The organism is Nocardioides sp. (assembly GCF_047606145.1).
Classification (GTDB): domain Bacteria; phylum Actinomycetota; class Actinomycetes; order Propionibacteriales; family Nocardioidaceae; genus Nocardioides.
In genome coordinates, this window is record NZ_JASGET010000149.1 from 21,044 (window position 1) to 41,936 (window position 20,893).

At 72.0% G+C, this 20,893-nt stretch carries 20 protein-coding genes; 11 read left to right on the top strand and 9 right to left on the bottom strand.

Annotated features, from left to right (window positions below):
- Positions 1-22 precede the first annotated feature (22 nt).
- Genes QM638_RS19985 through QM638_RS20000 form a run of 4 tightly spaced genes read left to right on the top strand, consistent with a single transcriptional unit; the run spans position 23 to position 3,768 of the window.
- Positions 23-1,186 carry an LLM class flavin-dependent oxidoreductase gene (locus tag QM638_RS19985; protein WP_415144899.1) on the top strand — a complete coding sequence of 388 codons (1,164 nt, stop codon included), beginning with the start codon at positions 23-25 and terminating at the stop codon, positions 1,184-1,186.
- Positions 1,179-2,414 (top strand): CaiB/BaiF CoA transferase family protein, encoded by a 1,236-nt coding sequence (locus tag QM638_RS19990; RefSeq protein ID WP_415144901.1) that lies wholly within the window; start codon positions 1,179-1,181, stop codon positions 2,412-2,414. The genes QM638_RS19985 and QM638_RS19990 overlap by 8 nt, the downstream gene beginning before the upstream one ends.
- Positions 2,411-3,178: an enoyl-CoA hydratase/isomerase family protein gene (locus QM638_RS19995; protein WP_415144903.1), complete on the top strand. Its 768-nt coding sequence runs from the start codon at positions 2,411-2,413 to the stop codon at positions 3,176-3,178. Before QM638_RS19990 ends, QM638_RS19995 begins: the two co-directional genes overlap by 4 nt.
- Positions 3,175-3,768, top strand: a complete 594-nt coding sequence (locus QM638_RS20000; protein ID WP_415144905.1) for a hypothetical protein — start codon at positions 3,175-3,177, stop codon at positions 3,766-3,768. Before QM638_RS19995 ends, QM638_RS20000 begins: the two co-directional genes overlap by 4 nt.
- A gap of 50 nt (positions 3,769-3,818) precedes the next feature.
- Here the strand turns inward: QM638_RS20000 and QM638_RS20005 are convergent, their stop codons facing one another.
- Entirely contained in the window at positions 3,819-4,433 is a 615-nt protein-coding gene (locus tag QM638_RS20005; protein ID WP_415144906.1) for an HdeD family acid-resistance protein, read from the bottom strand.
- A 60-nt stretch (positions 4,434-4,493) separates the two neighbouring features.
- A complete protein-coding gene (locus QM638_RS20010; protein WP_415144908.1) occupies positions 4,494-5,057 on the bottom strand; it encodes an RNA polymerase sigma factor in 564 nt (187 codons plus the stop codon).
- Between the two features lie 58 nt (positions 5,058-5,115).
- Between QM638_RS20010 and QM638_RS20015 the strand changes: the two genes are divergently transcribed.
- Positions 5,116-6,735: a serine/threonine-protein kinase gene (locus tag QM638_RS20015; RefSeq protein WP_415144935.1), complete on the top strand. Its 1,620-nt coding sequence runs from the start codon at positions 5,116-5,118 to the stop codon at positions 6,733-6,735.
- Positions 6,736-6,783: 48 nt separating this feature from the next.
- On the opposite strand, the gene QM638_RS20020 is transcribed toward QM638_RS20015, so the two are convergent.
- A complete protein-coding gene (locus QM638_RS20020) occupies positions 6,784-7,470 on the bottom strand; it encodes a hypothetical protein (protein ID WP_415144910.1) in 687 nt (228 codons plus the stop codon).
- Positions 7,471-7,591: 121 nt separating this feature from the next.
- Between QM638_RS20020 and QM638_RS20025 the strand changes: the two genes are divergently transcribed.
- On the top strand, positions 7,592-8,587 hold the full coding sequence (locus tag QM638_RS20025; RefSeq protein ID WP_415144912.1) for a cation diffusion facilitator family transporter: 996 nt from the start codon (positions 7,592-7,594) through the stop codon (positions 8,585-8,587).
- A gap of 52 nt (positions 8,588-8,639) precedes the next feature.
- Here QM638_RS20025 and QM638_RS20030 read toward each other — a convergent pair whose 3' ends face one another.
- The gene (locus QM638_RS20030; RefSeq protein WP_415144914.1) at positions 8,640-9,803 is read right to left on the bottom strand and encodes a PucR family transcriptional regulator; all 1,164 of its coding nucleotides are present in this window, start codon (positions 9,801-9,803) and stop codon (positions 8,640-8,642) included.
- Positions 9,804-9,897: 94 nt separating this feature from the next.
- Here QM638_RS20030 and QM638_RS20035 point away from each other — a divergent pair, with 94 nt between their 5' ends.
- Both QM638_RS20035 and QM638_RS20040 read left to right on the top strand, forming a co-directional pair.
- Positions 9,898-11,061 (top strand): ferredoxin reductase, encoded by a 1,164-nt coding sequence (locus tag QM638_RS20035; RefSeq protein ID WP_415144915.1) that lies wholly within the window; start codon positions 9,898-9,900, stop codon positions 11,059-11,061.
- 21 nt (positions 11,062-11,082) lie between these two features.
- Positions 11,083-12,309 carry a fatty acid desaturase family protein gene (locus QM638_RS20040; protein ID WP_415144917.1) on the top strand — a complete coding sequence of 409 codons (1,227 nt, stop codon included), beginning with the start codon at positions 11,083-11,085 and terminating at the stop codon, positions 12,307-12,309.
- A gap of 135 nt (positions 12,310-12,444) precedes the next feature.
- Here the strand turns inward: QM638_RS20040 and pgm are convergent, their stop codons facing one another.
- Positions 12,445-14,109, bottom strand: coding sequence for a phosphoglucomutase (alpha-D-glucose-1,6-bisphosphate-dependent) (pgm, locus tag QM638_RS20045; RefSeq protein WP_415144919.1), 1,665 nt, complete (start codon positions 14,107-14,109; stop codon positions 12,445-12,447).
- A gap of 37 nt (positions 14,110-14,146) precedes the next feature.
- Here pgm and QM638_RS20050 point away from each other — a divergent pair, with 37 nt between their 5' ends.
- Positions 14,147-14,941 carry a crotonase/enoyl-CoA hydratase family protein gene (locus tag QM638_RS20050; protein WP_415144921.1) on the top strand — a complete coding sequence of 265 codons (795 nt, stop codon included), beginning with the start codon at positions 14,147-14,149 and terminating at the stop codon, positions 14,939-14,941.
- A 102-nt stretch (positions 14,942-15,043) separates the two neighbouring features.
- Here QM638_RS20050 and QM638_RS20055 read toward each other — a convergent pair whose 3' ends face one another.
- Positions 15,044-15,970 carry an oxidoreductase gene (locus tag QM638_RS20055; protein ID WP_415144923.1) on the bottom strand — a complete coding sequence of 309 codons (927 nt, stop codon included), beginning with the start codon at positions 15,968-15,970 and terminating at the stop codon, positions 15,044-15,046.
- 37 nt (positions 15,971-16,007) lie between these two features.
- On the bottom strand, positions 16,008-16,619 hold the full coding sequence (locus QM638_RS20060) for a LysE/ArgO family amino acid transporter (protein WP_415144925.1): 612 nt from the start codon (positions 16,617-16,619) through the stop codon (positions 16,008-16,010).
- A gap of 80 nt (positions 16,620-16,699) precedes the next feature.
- On the opposite strand from QM638_RS20060, the gene QM638_RS20065 reads away from it, so the two are divergent.
- Positions 16,700-17,572, top strand: coding sequence for a LysR family transcriptional regulator ArgP (locus QM638_RS20065; RefSeq protein WP_415144927.1), 873 nt, complete (start codon positions 16,700-16,702; stop codon positions 17,570-17,572).
- Between the two features lie 58 nt (positions 17,573-17,630).
- On the opposite strand, the gene QM638_RS20070 is transcribed toward QM638_RS20065, so the two are convergent.
- Together QM638_RS20070 and QM638_RS20075 are read right to left on the bottom strand one after the other, a co-directional pair.
- Complete coding sequence (locus QM638_RS20070; RefSeq protein WP_415144929.1) at positions 17,631-19,487, bottom strand: acyl-CoA dehydrogenase; 1,857 nt, start codon at positions 19,485-19,487, stop codon at positions 17,631-17,633.
- 136 nt (positions 19,488-19,623) lie between these two features.
- Positions 19,624-20,196: a TetR-like C-terminal domain-containing protein gene (locus QM638_RS20075; RefSeq protein WP_415144931.1), complete on the bottom strand. Its 573-nt coding sequence runs from the start codon at positions 20,194-20,196 to the stop codon at positions 19,624-19,626.
- Between the two features lie 61 nt (positions 20,197-20,257).
- On the opposite strand from QM638_RS20075, the gene QM638_RS20080 reads away from it, so the two are divergent.
- Complete coding sequence (locus QM638_RS20080; protein ID WP_415144933.1) at positions 20,258-20,752, top strand: FBP domain-containing protein; 495 nt, start codon at positions 20,258-20,260, stop codon at positions 20,750-20,752.
- Positions 20,753-20,893: the final 141 nt, after the last annotated feature.

Genomic DNA, 20,893 nt, shown 5'->3' on the forward strand with positions numbered 1-20,893 from the left:
CCCCATCGAGACCAGGAGAGTCATGTCCCATCAGCACAGTCCCGCCTCCGCCTCCGCCTACGACGACGTCGAGATCCTCGGCATGATCGGCACCGCCGACGCCTCCGAGGTGCGTCCCGGCGACGGCACCGTGATCGATCCCGACTACACCCGACGCTTCGCCCAGGCGCACGAGGAGGGCGGTTTCGACCGAGTCCTGATCGGCTACGGCTCGAGCTGGGCGGAGGGCAACCAGGTCGCGGCCTACGCCGCCGCGCACACCGAGCGCCTCGGCCTGCTGATCGCGCATCGTCCCGGGGTGGTCCACCCGACCCTCGCTGCGCGCACCTTCACCACGCTCGACCAGTTCAGCTCGGGCCGGGTCGCGCTCAACATCGTGACCGGCGGCAGCGACACCGAGCAGCGCCGCGAGGGCGACTACGTGCCGCACGACGAGCGCTACGCCCGCACCGACGAGTATCTGACCGTGCTGCGCCGGCTCTGGGACCAGCCCGGGCCGCACGACTTCGCGGGCAGCTACTACCGGTTCGAGGGCACGGATCCCCAGGTCCGGCCCTACCGGGACCGTCATCTGGAGCTCTTCTTCGGCGGCAGCTCCGAGGCGGCGTACGGCGTGGGCGCGAGGCATGCCGACACCTACATGCTGTGGGGCGAGCCGATGGCCGAGACCGGCGAGCAGATCGCCACCATCACGGCCAGGGCCCGGGAGGCCGGACGGGTGCGCCGGCCGCGGATCTCGGTCTCCTTCCGGCCGATCCTCGGCCGCACCGACGCGGAGGCCTGGGAGCGGGCGCACCGGATCCTGGCGACCATCAACGGCGCGACCGGGGCCGCGTTCAAGCAGCGGAAGGTGAACCAGCTGCATCCCCAGGGTCGGGAGCCGGAGAACGCCGGCTCACGGCGGCTCCTCGCCGCGGCCGCGAAGGGCGACGTGCACGACCGGTGCCTGTGGACGCCGACCACCGCCGCGGTGGGCGGAGGCGGCAACTCCACCGCCCTGGTCGGCTCGCCGGAGACGGTCGCCGCGGCCATCCTCGACTACGTCGAGATCGGCGTCGACACGGTGCTGATCCGCGGCTACGAGCCGCTCGCCGACGCCATCGACTACGGCGACCGGCTGCTGCCGCTGGTGCGCCAGGAGCTCGCGCACCGCCGCGCCACGCGCCGCGAGGTCGCCGGTGTCTGAGCCCGAGTCCACGGTCGAGCCCGGATCCACGGCCCCGCCGGGGGAGGCCTCGGTGACCGGCCGGCCGCTGGCCGGCGTGCGGGTGGTCGAGCTCGCCCACGTGGCGGCCGGCCCGTTCGCCGGCATGCTGTTGGCCGACCTCGGCGCCGACGTGGCCAAGATCGAGCCGCCCGGCGGGGACCAGATGCGGTCCTGGCCGCCGCTCGCGACCAGCGCGGACGGGGCCGAGCGGTTCAGCCACAACTTCGCCTCGGTCAACCGCAACAAGCGCTCGGTGGTGGCCGACCTCAAGGATGCCGGCGACCTGGCGCGTGCCCGTGACCTGATCGCCGCCGCCGACGTGGTGGTGGAGAACTACCGTCCCGGCGTGCTGGAGCGGCTCGGCCTGGGCTACGCGCAGGTCAGCGCCGGCCACCGCGGACTGGTGTACTGCTCGATCTCCGGATACGGGCGGCAGAGCCCGTACGCCGCCGACGGCGCCTACGACGTGGTCATCCAGGGGATGTCGGGGCTGATGAGCGTCACCGGCGAGCCGGCCGGGGAGCCGGTCAAGTCGGGGGTCCCGGTCGGCGACTTCACCGCCGGCCTGTACGCCGCCTACACCATCGCCGCGCTGCTGCCGCAGGTGCGCGGCACCGGCCGGTCGGTCCATGTCGACTGCCCGATGCTCGACTGTCTGCTCGGCGTCTCCGCGCTGCAGACCAGCGAGTACTGGGGGAGCGGGCAGGAGCCGCGGCCGCTCGGCAGCGCGCATCCGCGGAACGCGCCGTACCAGGCCTTCGCCGCCGCCGACGCCGGGTTCACCGTGGCGGCCGGCAACGACCGGCTGTGGGCCGAGGTGGCCGAGGTGGTGGCGCTGCCGGAGCTGATCACGGACCCGCGCTTCGCCGACCAGTCCGCCCGGGTGCGACACCAGCGCGAGCTGGCCGAGCTCCTGCAACAGCGGTTCGGCGAGGAGAAGCGCGACCACTGGCTGGCCGCTCTGCGCGCGCGTGGCGTGCCGTGCGGGCCGATCAACACCTACGGCCAGATCCTCGCCGACGAGCACGTCGAACGCTCCGGGCTGCTCGGCGGACAGGATCTTCCGGTGGCCGGGCCGACGCCGACGCTGCTCTTCCCCGCCCGTATCGACGGTCGCACGACGCCGGTCGAGCGGGCCGCACCGGCGTTGGGCGCGGACACCGACGAGGTGCTGGCCCAGTGGCGTGCCCCGGCGGACCCGACGTGACCCTGGCCGTTCGCGGTGGCGCCGCCTGGGAGCTGGTGCTCGACCGCCCCGAGTCCGCCAACGCGCTCGACGAGGAGCTCGTCGAGGCTCTGCTCGCCGCCCTGGACGAGGCGAGCGCGGCCGGAGCCGCCGCGATCGTGCTGCGCGGCAACCCGCGGCACTTCGCCGCCGGGTTCGACCTCGGCGGGCTGGCCGAGGAGACCGACGCCGGCCTGGCCCTGCGCCTGCTACGGATCGGGGTGCTGCTGGAGCGGCTGCGCACCGGCCCCTGGCTCACCGTCGCGCTGGTCGAGGGTACGGCGGTCGGCGCCGGTGCCGACCTGGCCCTGGCCTGCGATCACCGGATCGGCACCCGTGCCGCCGGCTTCGCCTTCCCGGGTGCCCGGTTCGGGCTGGTGCTGGGCACCGCGCGGCTCGCCGGTCTGGCCGGGGCCGACCGTGCCCTCGACGGCTCCCGTCCGCTGGATGCCGAGCGCGCCGCGGCCGCCGGCCTGTTGACCGAGCTGACCGACCGTCCCGAGCAGGCCGCCGCGGCCGTCCTGGAGCGGTGGTCGGCGACGGCGCCGGTGGCGCGTACGGCGCTCCTGCGTCAGAGTCGACAGCACGACACCGATGGCGAGCTCGCCGCCCTGGCCAGATCCGTGGCGGTCCCGGGGTTGCGATCCCGGATCCTCGCCTATGCGGCCGGCCGCGGGCTCGGCTCCGCACCGACCGACGACACCGATCACACCGATCACACCCACGACACCGAGGAGAACCGATGACCCTGCCACCCACCCGCACCGAGCCGATCGTCCCGGTCACCAGCGAGGTGCCCGAGGTGGCCGCCTTCGCCGAGACCGTGGCCCGGCTGGTCGCCGACGGCCTGGACGAGCCGACGCTCACCGGCGCCGTGCAGCGCGAGCTCACCGCCCTGCTCGCGGCCGGGTTCGACCTGCCCGAGGCCAAGACCCGGCCCGACCCGGACCGCTACGTCATGTATCCCCTGCACGTCGCGGCCGACGGATCCTTCTCCATCGCCAGCGCGGTCTGGAACGTCGGCCAGGGGACGCCGGTGCACGGCCACGAGACCTGGGGCGTGGTCGGCATCTACTCGGGTGTCGAGGTGGAGACCCGTTACCGCAAGCCCACCACCCCCGACGTACCGCTCGTCGACGAGGGCACCGACGCCTGGGGTGCCGGCCAGGTGACGGTCTGCTGCACCACCGACGACGACGTCCATCAGGTCCGCTGCGGTGGCGACGTCCCGGTGGTGGGCATCCACGTCTACGGCGCCGACATCGGCACCCTGCCGCGCCGTTCCTACGACCCGGCGACCGGAGCGGTGAGCTGGTTCACCTCACGCTGGGCCTGAGGAGCGTCGCGGCGCCCGCCCGGGCCCCCGGGGCGAGCCGGACGGGCATCTCATCGAGGGAGCGCCGGCTCGTCCGGAAGGCTCTTCAGCCGGCTGCGCACCATCGCCCCACCGACCAGGAACACGATGCCCCAGCACAGGGCGATCAGCCCGAGGAGCCAGGCGATGCCCACCGCGCTGTGACCGGGGTGGGAGACGAACAGGAGGCCCAGCACCACGTCGAGGACCGCGGAGAGCAGGATCAGCCCGCGCGCACCTCCGGCGGTGGCGCTGAGGGCGCCGCCGAGCTCGAAGACGCCGCGGACGATCAGCCAGATGCCGAGGATCCAGATCAGGGTGGCGGCGGCCAGGGCGGGATGGATGATCGCGAAGAAGGCGGCGATCATCGAGATGGCGCCGAGAAGGATCAACAGCACCTGGGAGCCCGCGGTGGTGCCCGGGGCGAAGACCTGGGTGAAGGTGCCGATCGCATCCACCAGGGCCCACACGCCCCACAGCACCGCCAGCGCGAGCGCGGTGTCCAGTGGCCAGGCCATCGCCGCGATGCCGAACAGGATGCCGATCAGGCCACGCACCACCAGCAGCTTCCACGACACGCTCAACAGGTCCTTGATCATCTGGTCACGTCCTTCGGTGGGGATGCCTGCCTCGGGGAGATCCCGCACCCTCTCTACCAGAACCCGACCGCGAATGTGACGCCGCGCCGGGACCGGCCCGGATCCGCCTCAGGACTGCTCGCGGAGCAACGGCCGGGTCAGCTGCCGGCCGTGGTGGATCTGCGCCTTCACCGTGCCCAGCGGCACCCCGAGCAGACCGGCGATCTCGTCGTACGCCATGCCGTAGACGTCGCGCAGCAACAGCGGCTCGACGAACTTGGGGTGCTCCCGCTCCAGCTTCTCCATCGCCTCCAGCAGGTCCAGCCGGGTGCCGGCGATGACGGAGGTGGTGCGCGGATCGGGACGCTCCAACGGGCCGTGCTCCTGCGGGTCGGCCGCGATGGCCTGGTTGCGCATCCGGCGGTACGCCGACCGGGCCGCGTTGAGCGCGACCACGTGCATCCAGGTGGTGAACCGGCCGCGCCCGTTCCAGGTGCCGATCTTGTTGGCGATGTTGATCAGCGCCTCCTGGCAGGCGTCCTCGGCGTCGGGCAGGTACGGGAGGACTCCGCGACAGACGTTGAGCGCGCGCGGACGCACCGCGGCGAGCAGCGTCTCCAGGGCCTCGCGGTCTCCGCTCGCGGCCCGATGTGCGGCCTCGTCGATCTCGTCGGGGGTCAGTGCGGTGGCCATGACAGCCATCATGCCGTGTTTCCCTCCTGGGTTCGTTGACCATAATGCGGGGGTGTCCATGTCCAGCCACTTCGGCCGCTACGCCGTCCAGCGCCGCATCGGTGCCGGCGGATTCGCAACGGTGTGGCTCGCCTATGACGCGCAGCTGGACTCGCCGGTTGCGGTCAAGGTGCTGGCCGACAACTGGGCCGGCGACGGACACGTCCGTCGTCGTTTCCTGGAGGAGGGTCGCTACCTGCGGCGGGTCGAATCGCCCCATGTGGTGACCGTGTACGACGCCGGTGAGCTCGACGACGGCCGGCCCTACCTGGTGATGACCTATGCGGACCAGGGCACGCTCGCCGACCGGGTGGACATCGGCGCCGGGCCGGGTGAGGCGAGCGGGCTGACCCTGCCGCAGTCGATGGTCGTCGTACGGCAGATCGCCGACGGGCTGCAGGCGCTGCACGACCGCGACGTCCTGCACCGCGACGTGAAGCCGGCGAACGTGCTGTTCCGCTCGATCAACAGCGGCACCGACGTGCGCGCCATGCTCGGGGATCTGGGACTGGGCAAGGCGCTCGACATGTCGTCGCGGCTGACCATGGTCGGCGGTACGCCGTCCTACGTCGCGCCCGAGCAGGCCGCTGCCGAGCCGGTCGACGCGCGGGCCGACCAGTACTCCCTGGCCGCGCTCGCCTACCTGCTGCTGGCCGGCCGGCCGGCCTTCCGGCACAACGACCTCGCCGCCGCCGCGGAGCCGGGTCCGGTGCCGGCCCTGTCCACCGAGGAACGCCCGTTCGCGGACGCGGTCGAGGAGGTGCTGCGGCGAGGGCTCAGCGTCGACCGGGAGGAGCGCTACCCCAGCGTCACCGTGTTCGCCGACGCGCTCTCCACGGCCCTGCAGGAGACCACCGGGGAGCTGCCGGCGGTCACCCGGCCGGGTCGGCCGTGGCTGCCGATCGACTCCGACCTCACCCTGCCGGGCGTCGGGCCGACCCGGCCACCGCTGCCACCGGCGGCAGCGGGGCCATCGGGGCCGGACAGGCCCGCCACCCCGAACCTCGCCGGCATCGGCGCGTGCGGGCCGGGCGGTTCCGGCGATTCGGGCGGTCCGGAGCCCGAGCGGGCGAAGACCCGGCGCCCCCGGCGCGGACGCCGGATCGCGTTGGGCGCCGGCATCGTGCTGCTCGGCGTCGCGGCCGGTACCGGTGCCTATGCGCTGACGCCGAAGGACGCCGCCAAGCCGCCCGACCAGCGGGTGCACGACGCGACCGGGGTGCTGTCCATCACCGTGCCGTCGGGATGGGACACCTACGAGTCGGTCAGCGGCTGGCGGCCACCGAACAACCTGAAGTCGACGGATCCGTATCCGGCCATCTCGGTGGGCACCAGCCAGGACTGGAACAACGCGAGCATGGTGGCCAGCGGGGCGTTCCTCACCCTGATCCCGGGCGTCACCCTGCCCGCCCGGCTGCCCGGCCACCCGGCCTGTACCGCGGCGGCGCCGGTCAGCGACACCGACGACGCCGGGCACGCCCGGCTCACCGGGCTCTACACCGACTGCCCGGGCGGGGTGGTGATCGAGCGGATGGTGCAGGTCAACTCCGGCGAGCTGCTCTGGGTGCAGGTGCACGCCGAGGACGAGGCCGAGGCCGAGGCCGAGGAGGTCCTCGGCAGCATCACCGTCGCCGAGTAGCGGATCCTGCCGGTCGCCGTCACCACCGGGAGGCTCGGGCTATCGGGCTCAGCGGACCATCCGCACGCTCTCCTGCACCCTCTTGAGCAGGTCAGCCAGACCGTTGCGGTCCTCGACCCGGCCGGAGACCGACAGCTCGAAGCCGGCGTACGGCGAGTCCGGGATCCGCACCCAGGCGAAGTAGTTGAGCCGGTGGTAGTTGTCCTCGCTGCGGAAGGAGTACCAGGCGCTGTCGCTGGTCTCGCGGATCAGCTGGAAGTCGGTCAGCTGACGCATGGTCTCGGTCTGGGAGTCGCGCAGGGTGGTGATCGTGACGCGGTCGGTGATCGGCAGCACCCGGAGCGCGTAGCCGTGCAGGACCGGCTCGTCGCGCGGGCGCCACCGCAGCGTGCCCGCGGGGTCGGTGCCGGTCCCCTGGTAGCGCTTCCAGCCCGCGGGCACCTGATAGCTCCACACGTGGCGGACCGTCGGGGTCCCGGTCTTGGCCGTCCGGGTGACGTAGCGCAGGTCGGTGGCGAGCTCGGGATAGGAGATGTCGTCGGCGTAGGCGCGTGCCTTGGCGATCGGCAGCGCCGGCGCCGCCGGCATCGGGTTCGGCGAGGTGAAGGTGACCGGGTTGCGCACCGTCTCGGCGGCCGGCCGGCTCTGCTGTGCGATCACCCACCCGGTGACCGCCCCGAGGGCGATCACCAGCAGCCCGATGCCTGTGGCCAGGCTGGCCCCCCGGATGCCCATACGTCCCACCTTATCGAGCCGGGTCGAGCAGGGGCGGACCACGGGTGGAGCGCGAGTCGAGCCGGGTCGAGCCGGGGCGATGCGCCGGTCGTCCGCCACCCACGGCGACTACCGTTCGACCATGACCATCCAGCAGCCGACCCAGCAGCCGGCGGAGGAGCGCAACCAGAGCGAGTCGACCCTGACGGTGCTGGTCGCGCTGGTCGCCAACGCGCTGCTGGCGGTGGCCAAGAGCGTGGCGGCGGCCCTGACCGGATCCGCGGCGATGGTGGCCGAGGCGGCGCACTCCTGGGCCGACACCGGCAACGAGGTCTTCCTGCTGATCGCGGACCGTTCCGGGAGCCGGCCGCGGGACGCGGCCCATCCTCGCGGCTACGGCCGGTCGACGTACATCTGGTCGCTGGTGGCCGCGTTCGGCCTCTTCTCCGCGGGCGCGATGGTCTCGATCTGGCACGGTCTGACCTCGCTCGGCAGCGCCGGCGAGGACTCCGGCTTCGGCGTCAACTACGTCATCCTGGCCATCGCATTCGTGCTCGAGGGCAGCTCCTTCCTGCAGGCCACCCGGCAGGTGCGCGGCAAGGCGGTGCGCTTCGGCCTGCACCCGCTGCGGTACGTCGCCCGCACCTCCGACACCACCCTGCGTGCGGTCTTCTTCGAGGACTCCTCGGCTCTCGTCGGACTGGTGATCGCCGGTGGCGGGATCGCGCTGCACCAGGCCACCGGCGATCCGGTGTGGGATGCCGTGGCCTCGATCCTGGTCGGCGTGCTGCTCGCCTTCGTCGCGGTGTTCCTGATGCGGCGCAACATGGAGTACCTGCTGGGTGAGGGCGCGATGCAGCAGGTCTACGCCCAGGTCCTGCGGCTGCTGCTCGACCACCCGCAGATCGATCGGGTGACCTACCTGCACGTGGAGTACGTCGGGCCGGAGCGGCTCTTCGTGGTCGCCGCCGTCGACCTGATCGGCGACGAGGTGGAGAGCCATCTCGCGCTCCGGCTGCGCAAGGTCGAGTCCGACATCGAGACCAGTCCGATCATCGAGGACGCGGTGCTCACGCTGGCCTTGCCGGGTCTGCCGTCGCTGAGCCTCGACGATCCCGGGCCCACCGCCCGACGTTGAGCCCGGAACGGCAACGGTTCGGGCGCTGGTGCCAAAGACGGGCCGGCCGAGGTCACCCCAGCGCCACGGTGAGCGCCAGCAGCGTCGCCGGATCCTCCAGCCGGTCGCCGTACACGTCGCGCAGCTGGCCCATCCGGTAGCGCACCGTCTGCGGGTGCACGAACAGCTCCTCGGCGACCTCCTCGCGCCGGCCCTGGTGCAGCAGCCAGGAGCGGAGCGTCTCGGTGAGCTTCTCCGCGGTGGCTGGCCGCAGCGCCGCCAGCGGTGCCAACACCTCGGCGCGCAGGTCGGCGCGAGCGTCGGGATCGGCGGCGAGCACGAGCTCGACCAGGTGCTGCTCGGTGTCCGATCCCAGGCCGGCGAGCATCGCGCGGCGCGCCCGCTCGTAGGAGACCCGTGCCTCACGCCAGGGCTTGGCCGGTCCGGTCACCGCGCCGCGACCGTCCAGGGTGCGCAGCAGCGGGCGGCGGCGCCGGCCGCCGGCGTCGGGCACCAGCAGCAGCGTCGACTCCTCCAGGTCGGGCAGGTCCTCCAACTCGAGCGTGGCCGGGCCGACCTGGGCGAGCACCGGGCCGACCTGCGACTTGGGCAGCAGGACGGCGGTGAGCGACTCCGCCGGGATCCAGCCGGCCCGCGCCGCCGCGTCGTCCAGCACGTCGGCCGCCGCACCCTCGAGCAGTCGCCGTGCCAGCCGCTCCCGCAGCTGACGCTGCACCCGGCCGGTGCTGGCCAGCTCGTCGGTGTGGCCGGCCACCGAGGCGTCGGAGACCTCGTCGATCCAGGCGAAGACCAGGGCGGCGAACTCCACCATCGCCTCCGGTCGCAGTCCGCCCTCCACCGCGGTCGTGGACAGCTCCCGCCAGGCCACCCGCGCCCCGATCCGGTAGGCGGCCAGCAGCGCCTCGGTGCTCCGGCCGCTGCGGGCCTCACCCCGGCCGAGCTCGTATGCGCCCTCCAGGGCCGGCGGTGAGGCGGGCGCCACCTCGCCGCGCTCGTGCGAGACGATGGAGAGGAATCCGCCCAGCGCCACCCGTACGGCGGTCCTGATGGTCTCGCCCATCGGGCCCGCCAGGGCATCCTTGTAGGAGGGCACCTCGGCGATGATCGAGGCGACCACGTCCTCGCCGACGCGGGGGAGGATCTCCCGCATCCGGGCCACGATCTGTGGTGTCAACTCGACCCGATAGGTGTTCAACCGGGCGGTGCGTCGCGCCATCTCCGCATCCTTTGTCGTCTGCGAACAATTGTGAAGCCGATATTCACGTCGACGGCACAGGAGTTTACATCTGGTGCGTAGCATCCTTGAGTGCATGGTGTCAGTACCGTTGTCGCCCCGGGGCCGGGCCTTCCGCCCGGGGTATGACGCGCCCTCCTGGCGGGAGGCGGTGCGCGGCCGGTTCTGGAAGGTCGCCGAGGCGGCGACCACGCCGTTCACGCCGGCCGACTACCTCGATCTGTTCCACCCGCTGCGGCCCGGCGCCGACCTGCGTGGCCGGGTGGTCTCGGTCGTCCCCGAGACCGCCGACGCCGCCACCATCGTGATCAAGCCGGGTGCGGACTGGGCCGGCCACACCCCCGGGCAGTATGTGCGGATCGGCATCGACATCGGCGGAGTGCGGCACTGGCGGGCCTACTCGCTGACCCATGGCCCGCGTGCCGACGGCCACATCTCGATCACCGTCAAGGCGGTCCCGGACGGGGTGGTGAGCACCCATCTGGTACGCCGCTCCCGGCCGGGCACCCTGGTCCATCTCGAGCAGGCAGCCGGTGACTTCGTGCTTCCGGCCGCGCCGGGCAAGCTGCTCTTCGTCACCGCCGGGGCCGGGGTCACGCCGATCGTCGGCATGCTGCGCAACCTGTTCCCGGTCACCGACGAGGGTGTCGTCAAGCTGCCCCGGAGCCGCGAGCTGGACATCGTGGTGCTCCATGTGGCCCCCTCGCGCCCCGACTCGATCTTCATCCGGAACCTGGAGGAGCTCGACCGCTCGGGCTCGGTCCGGCTCCTCACCCGCTACACCACGACCCACGGCCGACTGGATCTGGACGAGCTGGACGCCCTGGTGCCCGACCTGGCCGAGCGGTCGACGTACGCCTGTGGGCCGGCCGGCCTGCTGGATGCGCTCACCGAGCACCACCAGCGCCGCGGCCTGCCGCTGCAGACCGAGCAGTTCCGGGTGACCACCGTCGTGGCCGGTGAGGGCGGCACGGTCAGCTTCGCCGGCGGCAGCACGCTGGAGGCACCCGGCGACCGGCCGATCCTCGACGTGGCCGAGGAGGGCGGCGTGCTGATGCCGAGCGGGTGCCGGATGGGCATCTGCTTCGGCTGCGTGCTGCCGATGACCAGTGGCGCGGTCCGCGACCTGCGCAACGGCGAGATCACCGTCGCGGTGCCGGGCGAGACCGACGCCGCCGGCGTACCCATCCAGACGTGCATCAGCGCCGCGGCCGGCGCCTGCACCCTCGACCCCCGCTGACCCCAACCGACAGGACCGATCATGACCACGATGACGAAGAAGGCCGAGAGCCCGGTGGCCCACCTCACCGCCGAGGACATCGAGCAGATCGGCCTCGAGCTCGATGCGATCCGCCAGGAGGTCATCGACAGCCGCGGCGAGCGCGACGCGGCGTACATCCGCCGGGTGATCAAGGTGCAGCGCTCGCTCGAGCTGGGCAGCCGGGCGGTGCTGCTGGGCAGCATGTTCCCGCCAGCCTGGATCCTCGGCACCGCCGGCCTCTCGGTGGCCAAGATCCTCGACAACATGGAGATCGGGCACAACATCCTGCACGGGCAGTGGGACTGGATGCGCGACCCGAAGATCCACTCCACCACCTGGGAGTGGGACAGTGCGTCGACCGCCGAGGGCTGGAAGAAGACGCACAACGAGACCCATCACACCTACACCAACATCATCGGCAAGGACAATGACCTCGGCTGGGGCATCATGCGGGTCGACGAGGACCAGCCGTGGGCCCCGCGTTGCCTGTGGCAGCCGGTGATGAACTTCCTCAACATGTGCGTCTTCGAGTACGGGATCGCGATGTACGACCTGGACATGGGCGAGACGCTGCGCAAGCGCAAGCTCGGTCGTCCCGCCTCGCCGGAGTTCAAGAAGAACCTCAAGAACACCCTGGCCAAGATCCGCAAGCAGGCCACCAAGGACTACGTCGTCCACCCGTTGCTCTCCGGCCCGTCCGCGCTCAGCACGCTGACCGCGAACCTGACCGCCAACTTCGTGCGCAACGTGTGGAGCCACGCTGTCATCATGTGCGGACACTTCCCCGAGGGCGTGGAGACCTTCGAGCTCGCCGCGATCCCGGAGAAGGAGACCCGTGGAGAGTGGTACCTGCGACAGATGCTCGGCTCGGCGAACATCTCCGGCTCCACGCTGATGCACATCATGACCGGGAACCTCTCCCACCAGATCGAGCACCACATCTTCCCCGACCTGCCCTCGAACAGGTACGGCGAGATCGCCCCCAAGGTGCAGGCGCTCTTCGAGAAGTACGGCCTCAACTACCACTCGGCGCCGCTGCCGGTGCAGGTCGCCTCGGCCTGGCACAAGGTGTTGCGCCTCTCCCTGCCCAACGGCTGGCTGGCCGCCACCAACCGGCACAACCTGGTCCCACAGCTGCGCAAGCTCTACACCATGGCGACCGGCGACCGCCGCACCCGGCGTGCGCTGCAGAAGGAGCTCGACGCCTTCCTCGCCGAGGCGGCCTGAGGCGGGGGCGGAGGCGGAGGCGGGGGCAGTTTCGCCGGTGAACCGGTGAAACCGGCACTTCCTGCGTGATGCAACCCTCCAGAAGTGCCAGTTTCGCGCAGGAAGTCCGGGCCTGACCCCCGGCCGCCGGCGCCGTCAGCCCAATGCCGCGTCGACGACCGCCTTCGCCTCGGTCTGCACCTGCGCGAGGTGCTCGGGGCCGCGGAAGGACTCCGCGTAGATCTTGTAGACGTCCTCGGTGCCGGAGGGCCGTGCCGCGAACCAGGCCGAGGCGGTGGTGACCTTCAGCCCGCCGATGGGCGCGTCGTTGCCGGGGGCCTTGGTGAGCTTGGCGGTGATCTCCTCCCCGGCCAGGGTCGTCGCCGCCACGTCGGCGGGGGAGAGCGCGCCGAGCTTGGCCTTCTGCTCCCGCGAGGCCGGGGCGTCGATGCGGGCATAGGCGGGATCGCCGTACGCCGCCACCAGCTCGGCGTATCGCTGCGAGGGCGTCTTGCCGCTGACCGCCAGGATCTCCGAGGCGAGCAACGCCAGGATGATGCCGTCCTTGTCGGTCGTCCACACCGAGCCGTCCCGCCGCAGGAACGACGCCCCGGCGGACTCCTCGCCGCCGAAGCCGAACGAGCCGTCGATCAGCCCCGGCACGAACCACTTGAAGCCGACCGGGACCTCGACCAGAGGCTTCCCCCGGCCGCCGTCGAGGGCGCCGGCGACCCGGTCGATCATCGAGCTGGAGACGAGGGTCTTGCCGATCTGTGCGCTGCTCGGCCAGTCCGGGCGCGCGCCGCCGAAGAGGTGGTCGATGGCGACGGCCAGGAAGTGATTGGGGTTCATCAACCCGGCGTCGGGGGTGACGATGCCGTGCCGATCGGCGTCGGCGTCGTTCCCGGTGGCGATGTCGTACTCCCCGCGCCGCGAGATCAGCGACGCCATCGCGTACGGCGAGGAGCAGTCCATCCGGATCCTGGCGTCCCAGTCGAGCGTCATGAACCGCCAGGTCGGGTCGACCAGCGGGTTGACCACCGTCAGGTCGAGCCGGTGCCGCTCGGCGATGGCGCCCCAGTAGTCGACGCTGGCGCCACCCAGTGGGTCCGCCCCGATCCGCACCCCCGCGGTGCGGATCGCGTCCAGGTCGAGCACCGAGGGCAGCGCCTCGACGTAGCCGCCGAGGAAGTCGTACTCGTGCGTCTGCGCGCGTGCCCTGGTCCACGGCACCCGGCGCACCTCCCGCAGCCCGTCGCGGATGAGCTGGTTGGCCCGGTCGGCGATCCAACTGGTGGCGGCGGTGTCCGCGGGACCACCGTGCGGCGGGTTGTACTTGAACCCGCCGTCGGTCGGCGGGTTGTGCGACGGCGTCACCACGATGCCGTCGGCCAGTCCGGTGGAGCCGCCGGTCGAGCCCGTCGAGACCCGGCCCTTGTTCGCGGTCAGGATGGCCAGCGACACCGCGGGCGTCGGCTGGTAGCCGTCCTGGACCATCACCGTCACGTCGTTGCCGACCAGCACCTCCACCGCGGAGACGTACGCCGGCACCGACAGCGCATGCGTGTCCCGGCCCAGGAAGAGCGGGCCGTCGTAGCCCTGCTGCCGTCGGTACTCGCAGATCGCCTGGGTGGTGGCCACGATGTGGGCCTCGTTGAACGCGGTCCGCAGCGAGGAGCCTCGATGGCCGCTGGTGCCGAAGACGACCTGCTGGTCCGGATCGTCCGGATCGGGGGTCCGGGAGAAGTACGCCGTGACCAGCGCGGCGACGTCGACAAGGTCCTCGGGAGTGGCGGGAGTGCCCGCGCGGGGGTCGGCCATGGACCCATCATGCCCACTGGCGCCCTACCCTTGCGATATGCCCCTGGTGACGTGTGTGGTCGAGGATGGAATCGCGCAGGTGCGGCTCAACCGCCCGGAGAAGCTCAACGCGCTGACGCTGGAGCTGCTCGCCGAGCTCGGTACGACGGCCCGGTCGCTGCGTCGCGATCGGTCCCTGCGCGCGGTGGTGCTCGCCGGTGAGGGCGACGCCTTCACCGCGGGCCTCGACTTCGCCTCGGCGATGGGTGACCCGCGTCGACTGGCACTGGCGTTCATGCCGCGACCGTGGCGTGGCACCAACCTGTTCCAGGAGGCGTGCTGGGCCTGGCGCCGGCTGCCGGTCCCGGTGATCGCCGCCGTGCACGGGCACTGCCTGGGCGGCGGCGTGCAGATCGCGCTCTCCGCGGACTTCCGGTTCGCCACCGCGGACTCCGCCTGGTCGGTGCTGGAGGGCAAGTGGGGGATCATTCCGGACATGACCGGGGTCCGGGCACTGGCCGAGCTGGTCGGGATCGACACCGCCAAACGGCTCACCATGACCGCGGCCTCCTTCGACGGCGAGGAGGCCCGCAGACTCGGGCTGGTGACCGAGTTGGCCGCCGACCCGGTGATCGCCGCGACCGCCTTCGCCCGCGAGCTGAGCGCCAAGTCCCCGGATGCGCTGGCCGCGGCCAAGCGACTCTTCAACGACACCTGGCACCGTGGGCCGCGCGCGACCTTCGCCCGGGAGCGGATCGAGCAGCTGCGACTGCTCCTCGGCCGCAACGCCAAGATCGCGCAGAAGGCGGCGTTCAAGCGCCAGGCGCCGGTCTATCAGGATCGCGCCCGCTGATCGACCTCGACGGCGTCTGGTCCCCGCCGCGCCGCTGAACCTGGTCACCCGGTTCTCGGCGTGCCGCGGGGCGGGAGGTCAGGGGGCCGAGCGCGCCAGAGGTCAGGGATAGGCCAGGCCGGTGGTCTGCTCGGAGAGCCGCCACAGCGCGCGGGCGGCGGCGGGGTCGTGTGAGAGCCGGGTCGAGGCGGCCGGAGCCGGCGCCCCGCCGAGGCCGAAGGCGCCCGGTCCGACGTACGTGCCCGAGGCGAGGTCGGCGGTGGCGGCCATCAGGGTGGGCCAGGCGCCACGCTCGGCGGGTTGGGCGAACGCGGCGGAGACGCGGCGCCCCACCCGGGAGAACCGGCCGGTGGCCATCGGGCCGTTGGCGATCAGCTGCGTGTCGGCGTACCCCGGATGCGACGCCAGTGCGCGCGCCCGCAGCCCGGCCGCACGCGCTCGCCGGTCCAACTCGTAGGTGAACAGCAGGTTGGCCAGCTTCGACCGGGCGTAGACGCCCCAGCGGGAGTAGCGCCCGACGGCGACGGTCGGGTAGGTCAACGGCGCCTGCCGCGCCATCCGGTGCATCACGCTGGAGACGGTGACCACGCGGCCGTCGTGCTCGGCCAGGGAGCCGAACAGGAGGCCGGTGAGCAGGAACGGGCCGAAGTGGTTGGTGGCCAGCTGCAGGTCGAGGCCGTCGACGGTACGACGCTCCGGCGTGGCCATCACCCCGGCGTTGTTGATCAGGAGCCGCAGCGGTGCGCCGAGCTCGTACGCCGCGTCCTCGATCGCCTCGGCGGCCGCCCGGACCGACCGCAGGTCGGCCAGGTCGAGATGGACCCGCTCGATCGCGGCCTCCGGCACCTCGGCAGCGATGGCCTCGGCGGCGGTATCGAGCCTGCTCCACGACCGCCCGGCCAGGACCACCCGCGCACCGTGACCGGCCAGCTCACGGGCGGTGTGCCAGCCGATCCCGCCCAGACTGGGGCCGGTCACCACCGCTGTCGTCCCGCTCAGGTCACCGATGTCGTCGCAGGACCAGGTCATGGCCCCACCCTACGAGCAGCGGCCGGCGGCGCCTCGGTCAGCCGAGCGCCAGCCGGAGGGCCATCGCGATCATGATGGCGGCGATCACCACGTCCAGGGCGCGCCACGCGCCGGGGCGCGCCAGCAGCGGGGCGAGCAGCCGGGCGCCGTAGCCGAGTGCCACGAACCAGCACAGGCTGCCCAGGCCGGCGCCGAGCGCGAACCACCAGCGCCCATCGCCGTGGGCGTTGGCGAGCGAGCCGAGCAGCAGCACGGTGTCCAGGTAGACGTGCGGGTTCAGCCAGGTCAGCGCGACGGCCTTGAGCAGCACCGGCCCCCGGCGCTCCCGGTCGCCGCGGTCGGCGCGGTCGCTGGGGGAGAGCGACTCGGCCCGGGCCACCCGTCGTAGCGAGGCCGCCGCATAGCCGGCCAGGAAGACCACCCCCAGCCAGCGCACCACCTCCAGCACCCAGCCGGCGTGGTCGACGATCCCGCCGATCCCGCCGACCCCGGCGGAGATCAACACCAGGTCGGAGAAGGTGCAGATCGCGACGACGGCACCGACGTACGAGCCGAGCAGTCCCTGGCGGAGCACGAAGGCGTTCTGTGCGCCGATGGCGACGATCAGCGAGAGCCCGGCGGCCAGACCGGCGGCGACGGCGGTGATCACGGTGTGACGCTACGAGTCGACCGGGGTGAAGACCAGCGAATGTTTCTTCAGCTACTGAAGATCTGCTTAGGATCGGACTCGTGCGTCTCGATCCCGGACAGCTCGAGACCCTGCTGGTCATCACCGAGCAGGGCACCTTCGACGCCGCCGCGGGCGAGCTGCACCTGACCCCGAGCGCGGTCAGTCAGCGGATCCGGGCGCTGGAGCGGGCCACCGGTCAGGTCGTCGTACGCCGCACCACGCCGTGTACGGCGACGCCGGCCGGCGAGCCGTTGGTCCGGTTGGCACGCCAGCTGCGGCTGCTGCTCACCGAGACCGCCGCCGACCTGCCCGACGCCGCCGCGGCGGTGATCGAGTTGGCGGTCGCGGTCAACGCGGACTCGCTGGCCACCTGGTTCCGCGAGGTGCTCGACGAGGTGGCGACCTGGCCGGCGACGGCGCTCCGCCTCGACGTGGAGGATCAGGCCTACTCCCATGACCTGCTCCGCCGCGGCGACGTGGTCGGTGCCGTCACCAGTGAGCCGCGACCGGTGCAGGGGTGCACCGCGGAGCCGCTGGGGAGGCTGCGCTACACACCCGCCGCAACTCCCGAGCTGGTCGGACGCCACCGGCGTGGACGCGGGGTGGACTGGGCTCGGCTTCCGATGGTCGTCTTCAACGAGAAGGACCGCCTGCAGGACGACGTGCTGGCGGAGCGGGGGCTGGGCCGGCCGCCGGTGGTCCACCGGGTGCCCAGCAGCGCCGACTTCCACGAGGCGGTACGGCGCGGGCTCGGCTGGGGCGCGATCCCGCAGCCCCAGCTGTCACCCGACCTCGAGGCCGGCAGGCTGGTCGCGCTGCCGGGCGGCCACCCGGTCGACGTACCGCTCTACTGGCAGCGGTGGCGCCTGGACACGCCGGCGCTCAACCGTCTCACCGAGACCGTGCGACGCGCGGCCTCGGTGCTGAGTTGAGGACCGCCCGAGACGGTCACCGGGCGGCCCGGCCGGCCCGTCGTTCGGTGCCGGAGACTCAGAACGCCGACTCGGGCAGCTCCATGATCGAGTTGTCGACCGCTTCGGCGATCGCCCGCTCGGCGGTGATCCTCGGCAGCTGGTAGGCGGCGTAAAACTTGGCGGCGGCGACCTTGCCGTCGTAGAAGTCCTTCTCCTTGCCGCTGGCGCCCTCGGCGAGCTTGGTCAGCGCCACGTCGGCGCCGCGCAGCAGCAGCCAGCCGCACACGAGGTCGCCGACGGCGAGCAGCAGCCGGGAGGTGTTCTGGGCGACCTTGTAGAGGTTCTTCGGGTCGTCCTGGGAGGCCATCAGGTCGTTGAACATGTGGCCGACGATGGCGTTGACATCCTCCAGGGCGGTGGCCAACAGCGCCCGCGACTCCTTCAGCTCGCCGGTGCCCTCGGCGTCCAGAAAGGCCTTGATCTCACCGGCCAGGTGGCCCAGCGCCTGGCCCTGGTTCTTCACGATCTTGCGGAAGAAGAAGTCCTGGCCCTGGATCGCGGTGGTGCCCTCGTAGATCGAGTCGATCTTGGCGTCGCGGACGTACTGCTCGAGCGGGTACTCCTGCAGGAAGCCGGACCCGCCGAAGGTCTGCAGCGACTCGGTCCCCAGCGTCACCCAGGAGCGCTCCGAGCCGTAGCCCTTCACGATCGGGAGCAGCAGGTCGTTGACCGCCTCGGCCAGGGCGGAGTCGTCGCCAGCGGCCCTGGCGAGCTGGACCTGGTCCTGCCAGGAGGCGGCGTAGAGGACCAGCGCGCGCATCGCCTCGGCGTACGACTTCTGCACCAGCAGCGAACGGCGTACGTCGGGGTGGTGGGTGATGGTGACCCGCGGTGCCGTCTTCGCGGCGTTGGTCAGGTCCGCGCCCTGGACCCGCTCCTTGGCGTACTCGAGCGCGTTGAGATAGCCGCTGGACAGCGTCGCGATGGCCTTGGTGCCGACCATCATCCGGGCGTTCTCGATGACCTCGAACATCTGGGCGATGCCGTTGTGCACCTCGCCGAGCAGCCAGCCGCGAGCGGGCTCGCCGCCGCCGACCTGCGGGTCGCCGAAGGTGAGCTCGCAGGTGTTGGAGACCTTGATGCCCATCTTGTGCTCGACACCGGTGACGTAGACGCCGTTGCGCTCGCCGGTCAGCTCGCCGCTCTCCGGGTCGAAGTGCAGCTTGGGCACCAGGAACAGGCTCAGACCCTTGGTGCCCGGGCCGCCGGCTCCCTCGACGCCCTCGGGGCGCGCTAGCACCAGGTGCATGATGTTCTCCTGGAGATCGGACTCGGCGCTGGTGATGAAGCGCTTCACTCCGGTGATGTTCCAGGTGCCGTCGGGATTCGGGGTGGCCTTGGTGCGGCCGGCGCCGACGTCCGAGCCGGCGTCCGGCTCGGTGAGCACCATCGTGGCGCCCCACAGCCGCTCGACCATGATCTCGGCGATCCGCTTGTCGCGATCGGTGCCGTTGTTGTAGACGACCGCCGCGAAGGACGGGCCGGCGCCGTACATCCAGATCGGCGCGTTGGCGCCGAGGATCAGCTCGGCCGTCGCCCAGACCAGGGTCGGCGGTGCGGAGGTGCCGCCGATCGCCGGGTGGGTCTGCAGGCTCCAGAAGCCGGACTCCATCCAGGCGTCGTAGCTCTTCTTGAACGCGGCCGGCACCGGCGCGGTGTGGGTGGCCGGGTCGAAGACCGGCGGGTTGCGGTCACTCTCCTCATAGGAGGCGGCCAGATCCTCGCGGGAGATGCGCTCGACCTCGGCGAGGATCTCACGGGCGGTCTCGGCGTCGAGCTCGGCGTACGGCCCGGTGCCGAGGATCTTGTCGCGGCCGAGCACCTCGAACAGGTTGAACTCGATGTCGCGGAGGTTGCTCTTGTAGTGGCTCACTGCTCCACCTTCTCTGAAGGGTCCGGGTGACCGGCGGTACGCGCCTACCGACGCGTACTACTGGCTAGTAACAACGACTATAGGCAGCGCTTCCGGCTGTCGCAAGCGAGCCGCTCGCGCGTCGCACGGGTTGGTGTCACAGGCCACGCCGGAGGATGGCGTCCAGGGCGACCAGCAGGGCCTGCCAGGACTCCTCGCCCGCCGGTTCGCTGTGCTCGAAGGCGCCGGTGGCCTCGAGGTCGGTGAAGCCGTGCACCAGGCTGCCGAGGAGTCGGACGGCGTGGGTCTGCGCGGGCTCGGGCAGGTCGTAGCCGCGCAGGGTGGCTCGGGTCAGCTCGGTGTGACGACGGCCCGCGCGGATCGCGAGCTCGGCGGACGCGACATCCGGGTCGAGCCGGCGGCGGGCGGCCGCGTAGCGCCCGGGATGCTCGCGCGCGTAGGCACGGTAGGACCCGGCCAGGGCGGCCAGAGCGTCGGTTCCCGAGCGCCCCGCCAGGTCGGCCGCCGCACGGTCGGCGAGCTCGTCGAGGGCGAGTGCGGTCAGCCGGGCGTGCAGGTCGGCGGCGCCGTCGAGGTGGGCGTACAGGCTCGCCGGTCGTACGCCGCAGTGCCGGGCGAGCCGGGAGACGGTGACACTCTCGGCGCCCGCCTCGTCGGCCAGCTCGGCGGCGAGTGCCACCACCCGTTCGGTGCTGAGCCCGGCCCGCATGAATGCTCCTAAGATCAATAATGATTTGCCTACAATCTATAGGCAACCTAGTGTCGGCGGGATGAGACCGCTGACCGAGTCCGAGATTCGCGCCAGCTTCGCGAACTGCTCCCAGGGAGAGGCACGGCGGGCGAACCTGCCGCGTGACCTCGACACCCTGCCCTGGCCGGACCTGGACTATCTGGGCTGGCGCGACCCGAAGGCGCCTCAACGCGGCTACCTGGTGGCGCGCCACGCCGAGCGCTGGTGCGGCCTCGTCCTTCGTGGGACGTCGTCCGGGGCGGCCACCGGCCGCCGCAGCATGTGCTCGCTGTGCGCCACGGTGCGCTCCGGCGGGGTGGCCCTGATGGTGGCGCCGCGTGCGGGCCGGGCCGGGCAGCGGGGTCACACCGTCGGCACCTACATCTGCGCCGACCTGGCCTGCTCCCTCTACCTGCGCGGCCGGCTCGACACCGGCGGCCCGGTGCTACCGGAGACGCTCACCCTCGAGCAGCGGGTCGATCGGCTCGATGCCAACCTCGCCGACTTCCTGGCGCGGGTGCTGAGGTCGGAGTGAGCGTGCCGGCTCACGCCTGGGCGTGTTCGGCGATCCACTCCGACACCGGCCGGATCGCGCGCCAGTCGCGGCGTACCTCGGCCAGCAGGGCGGCGGTGTGGATGACCGGTTCGAAGCCGATCATGCGACCCAGCGTGAGCG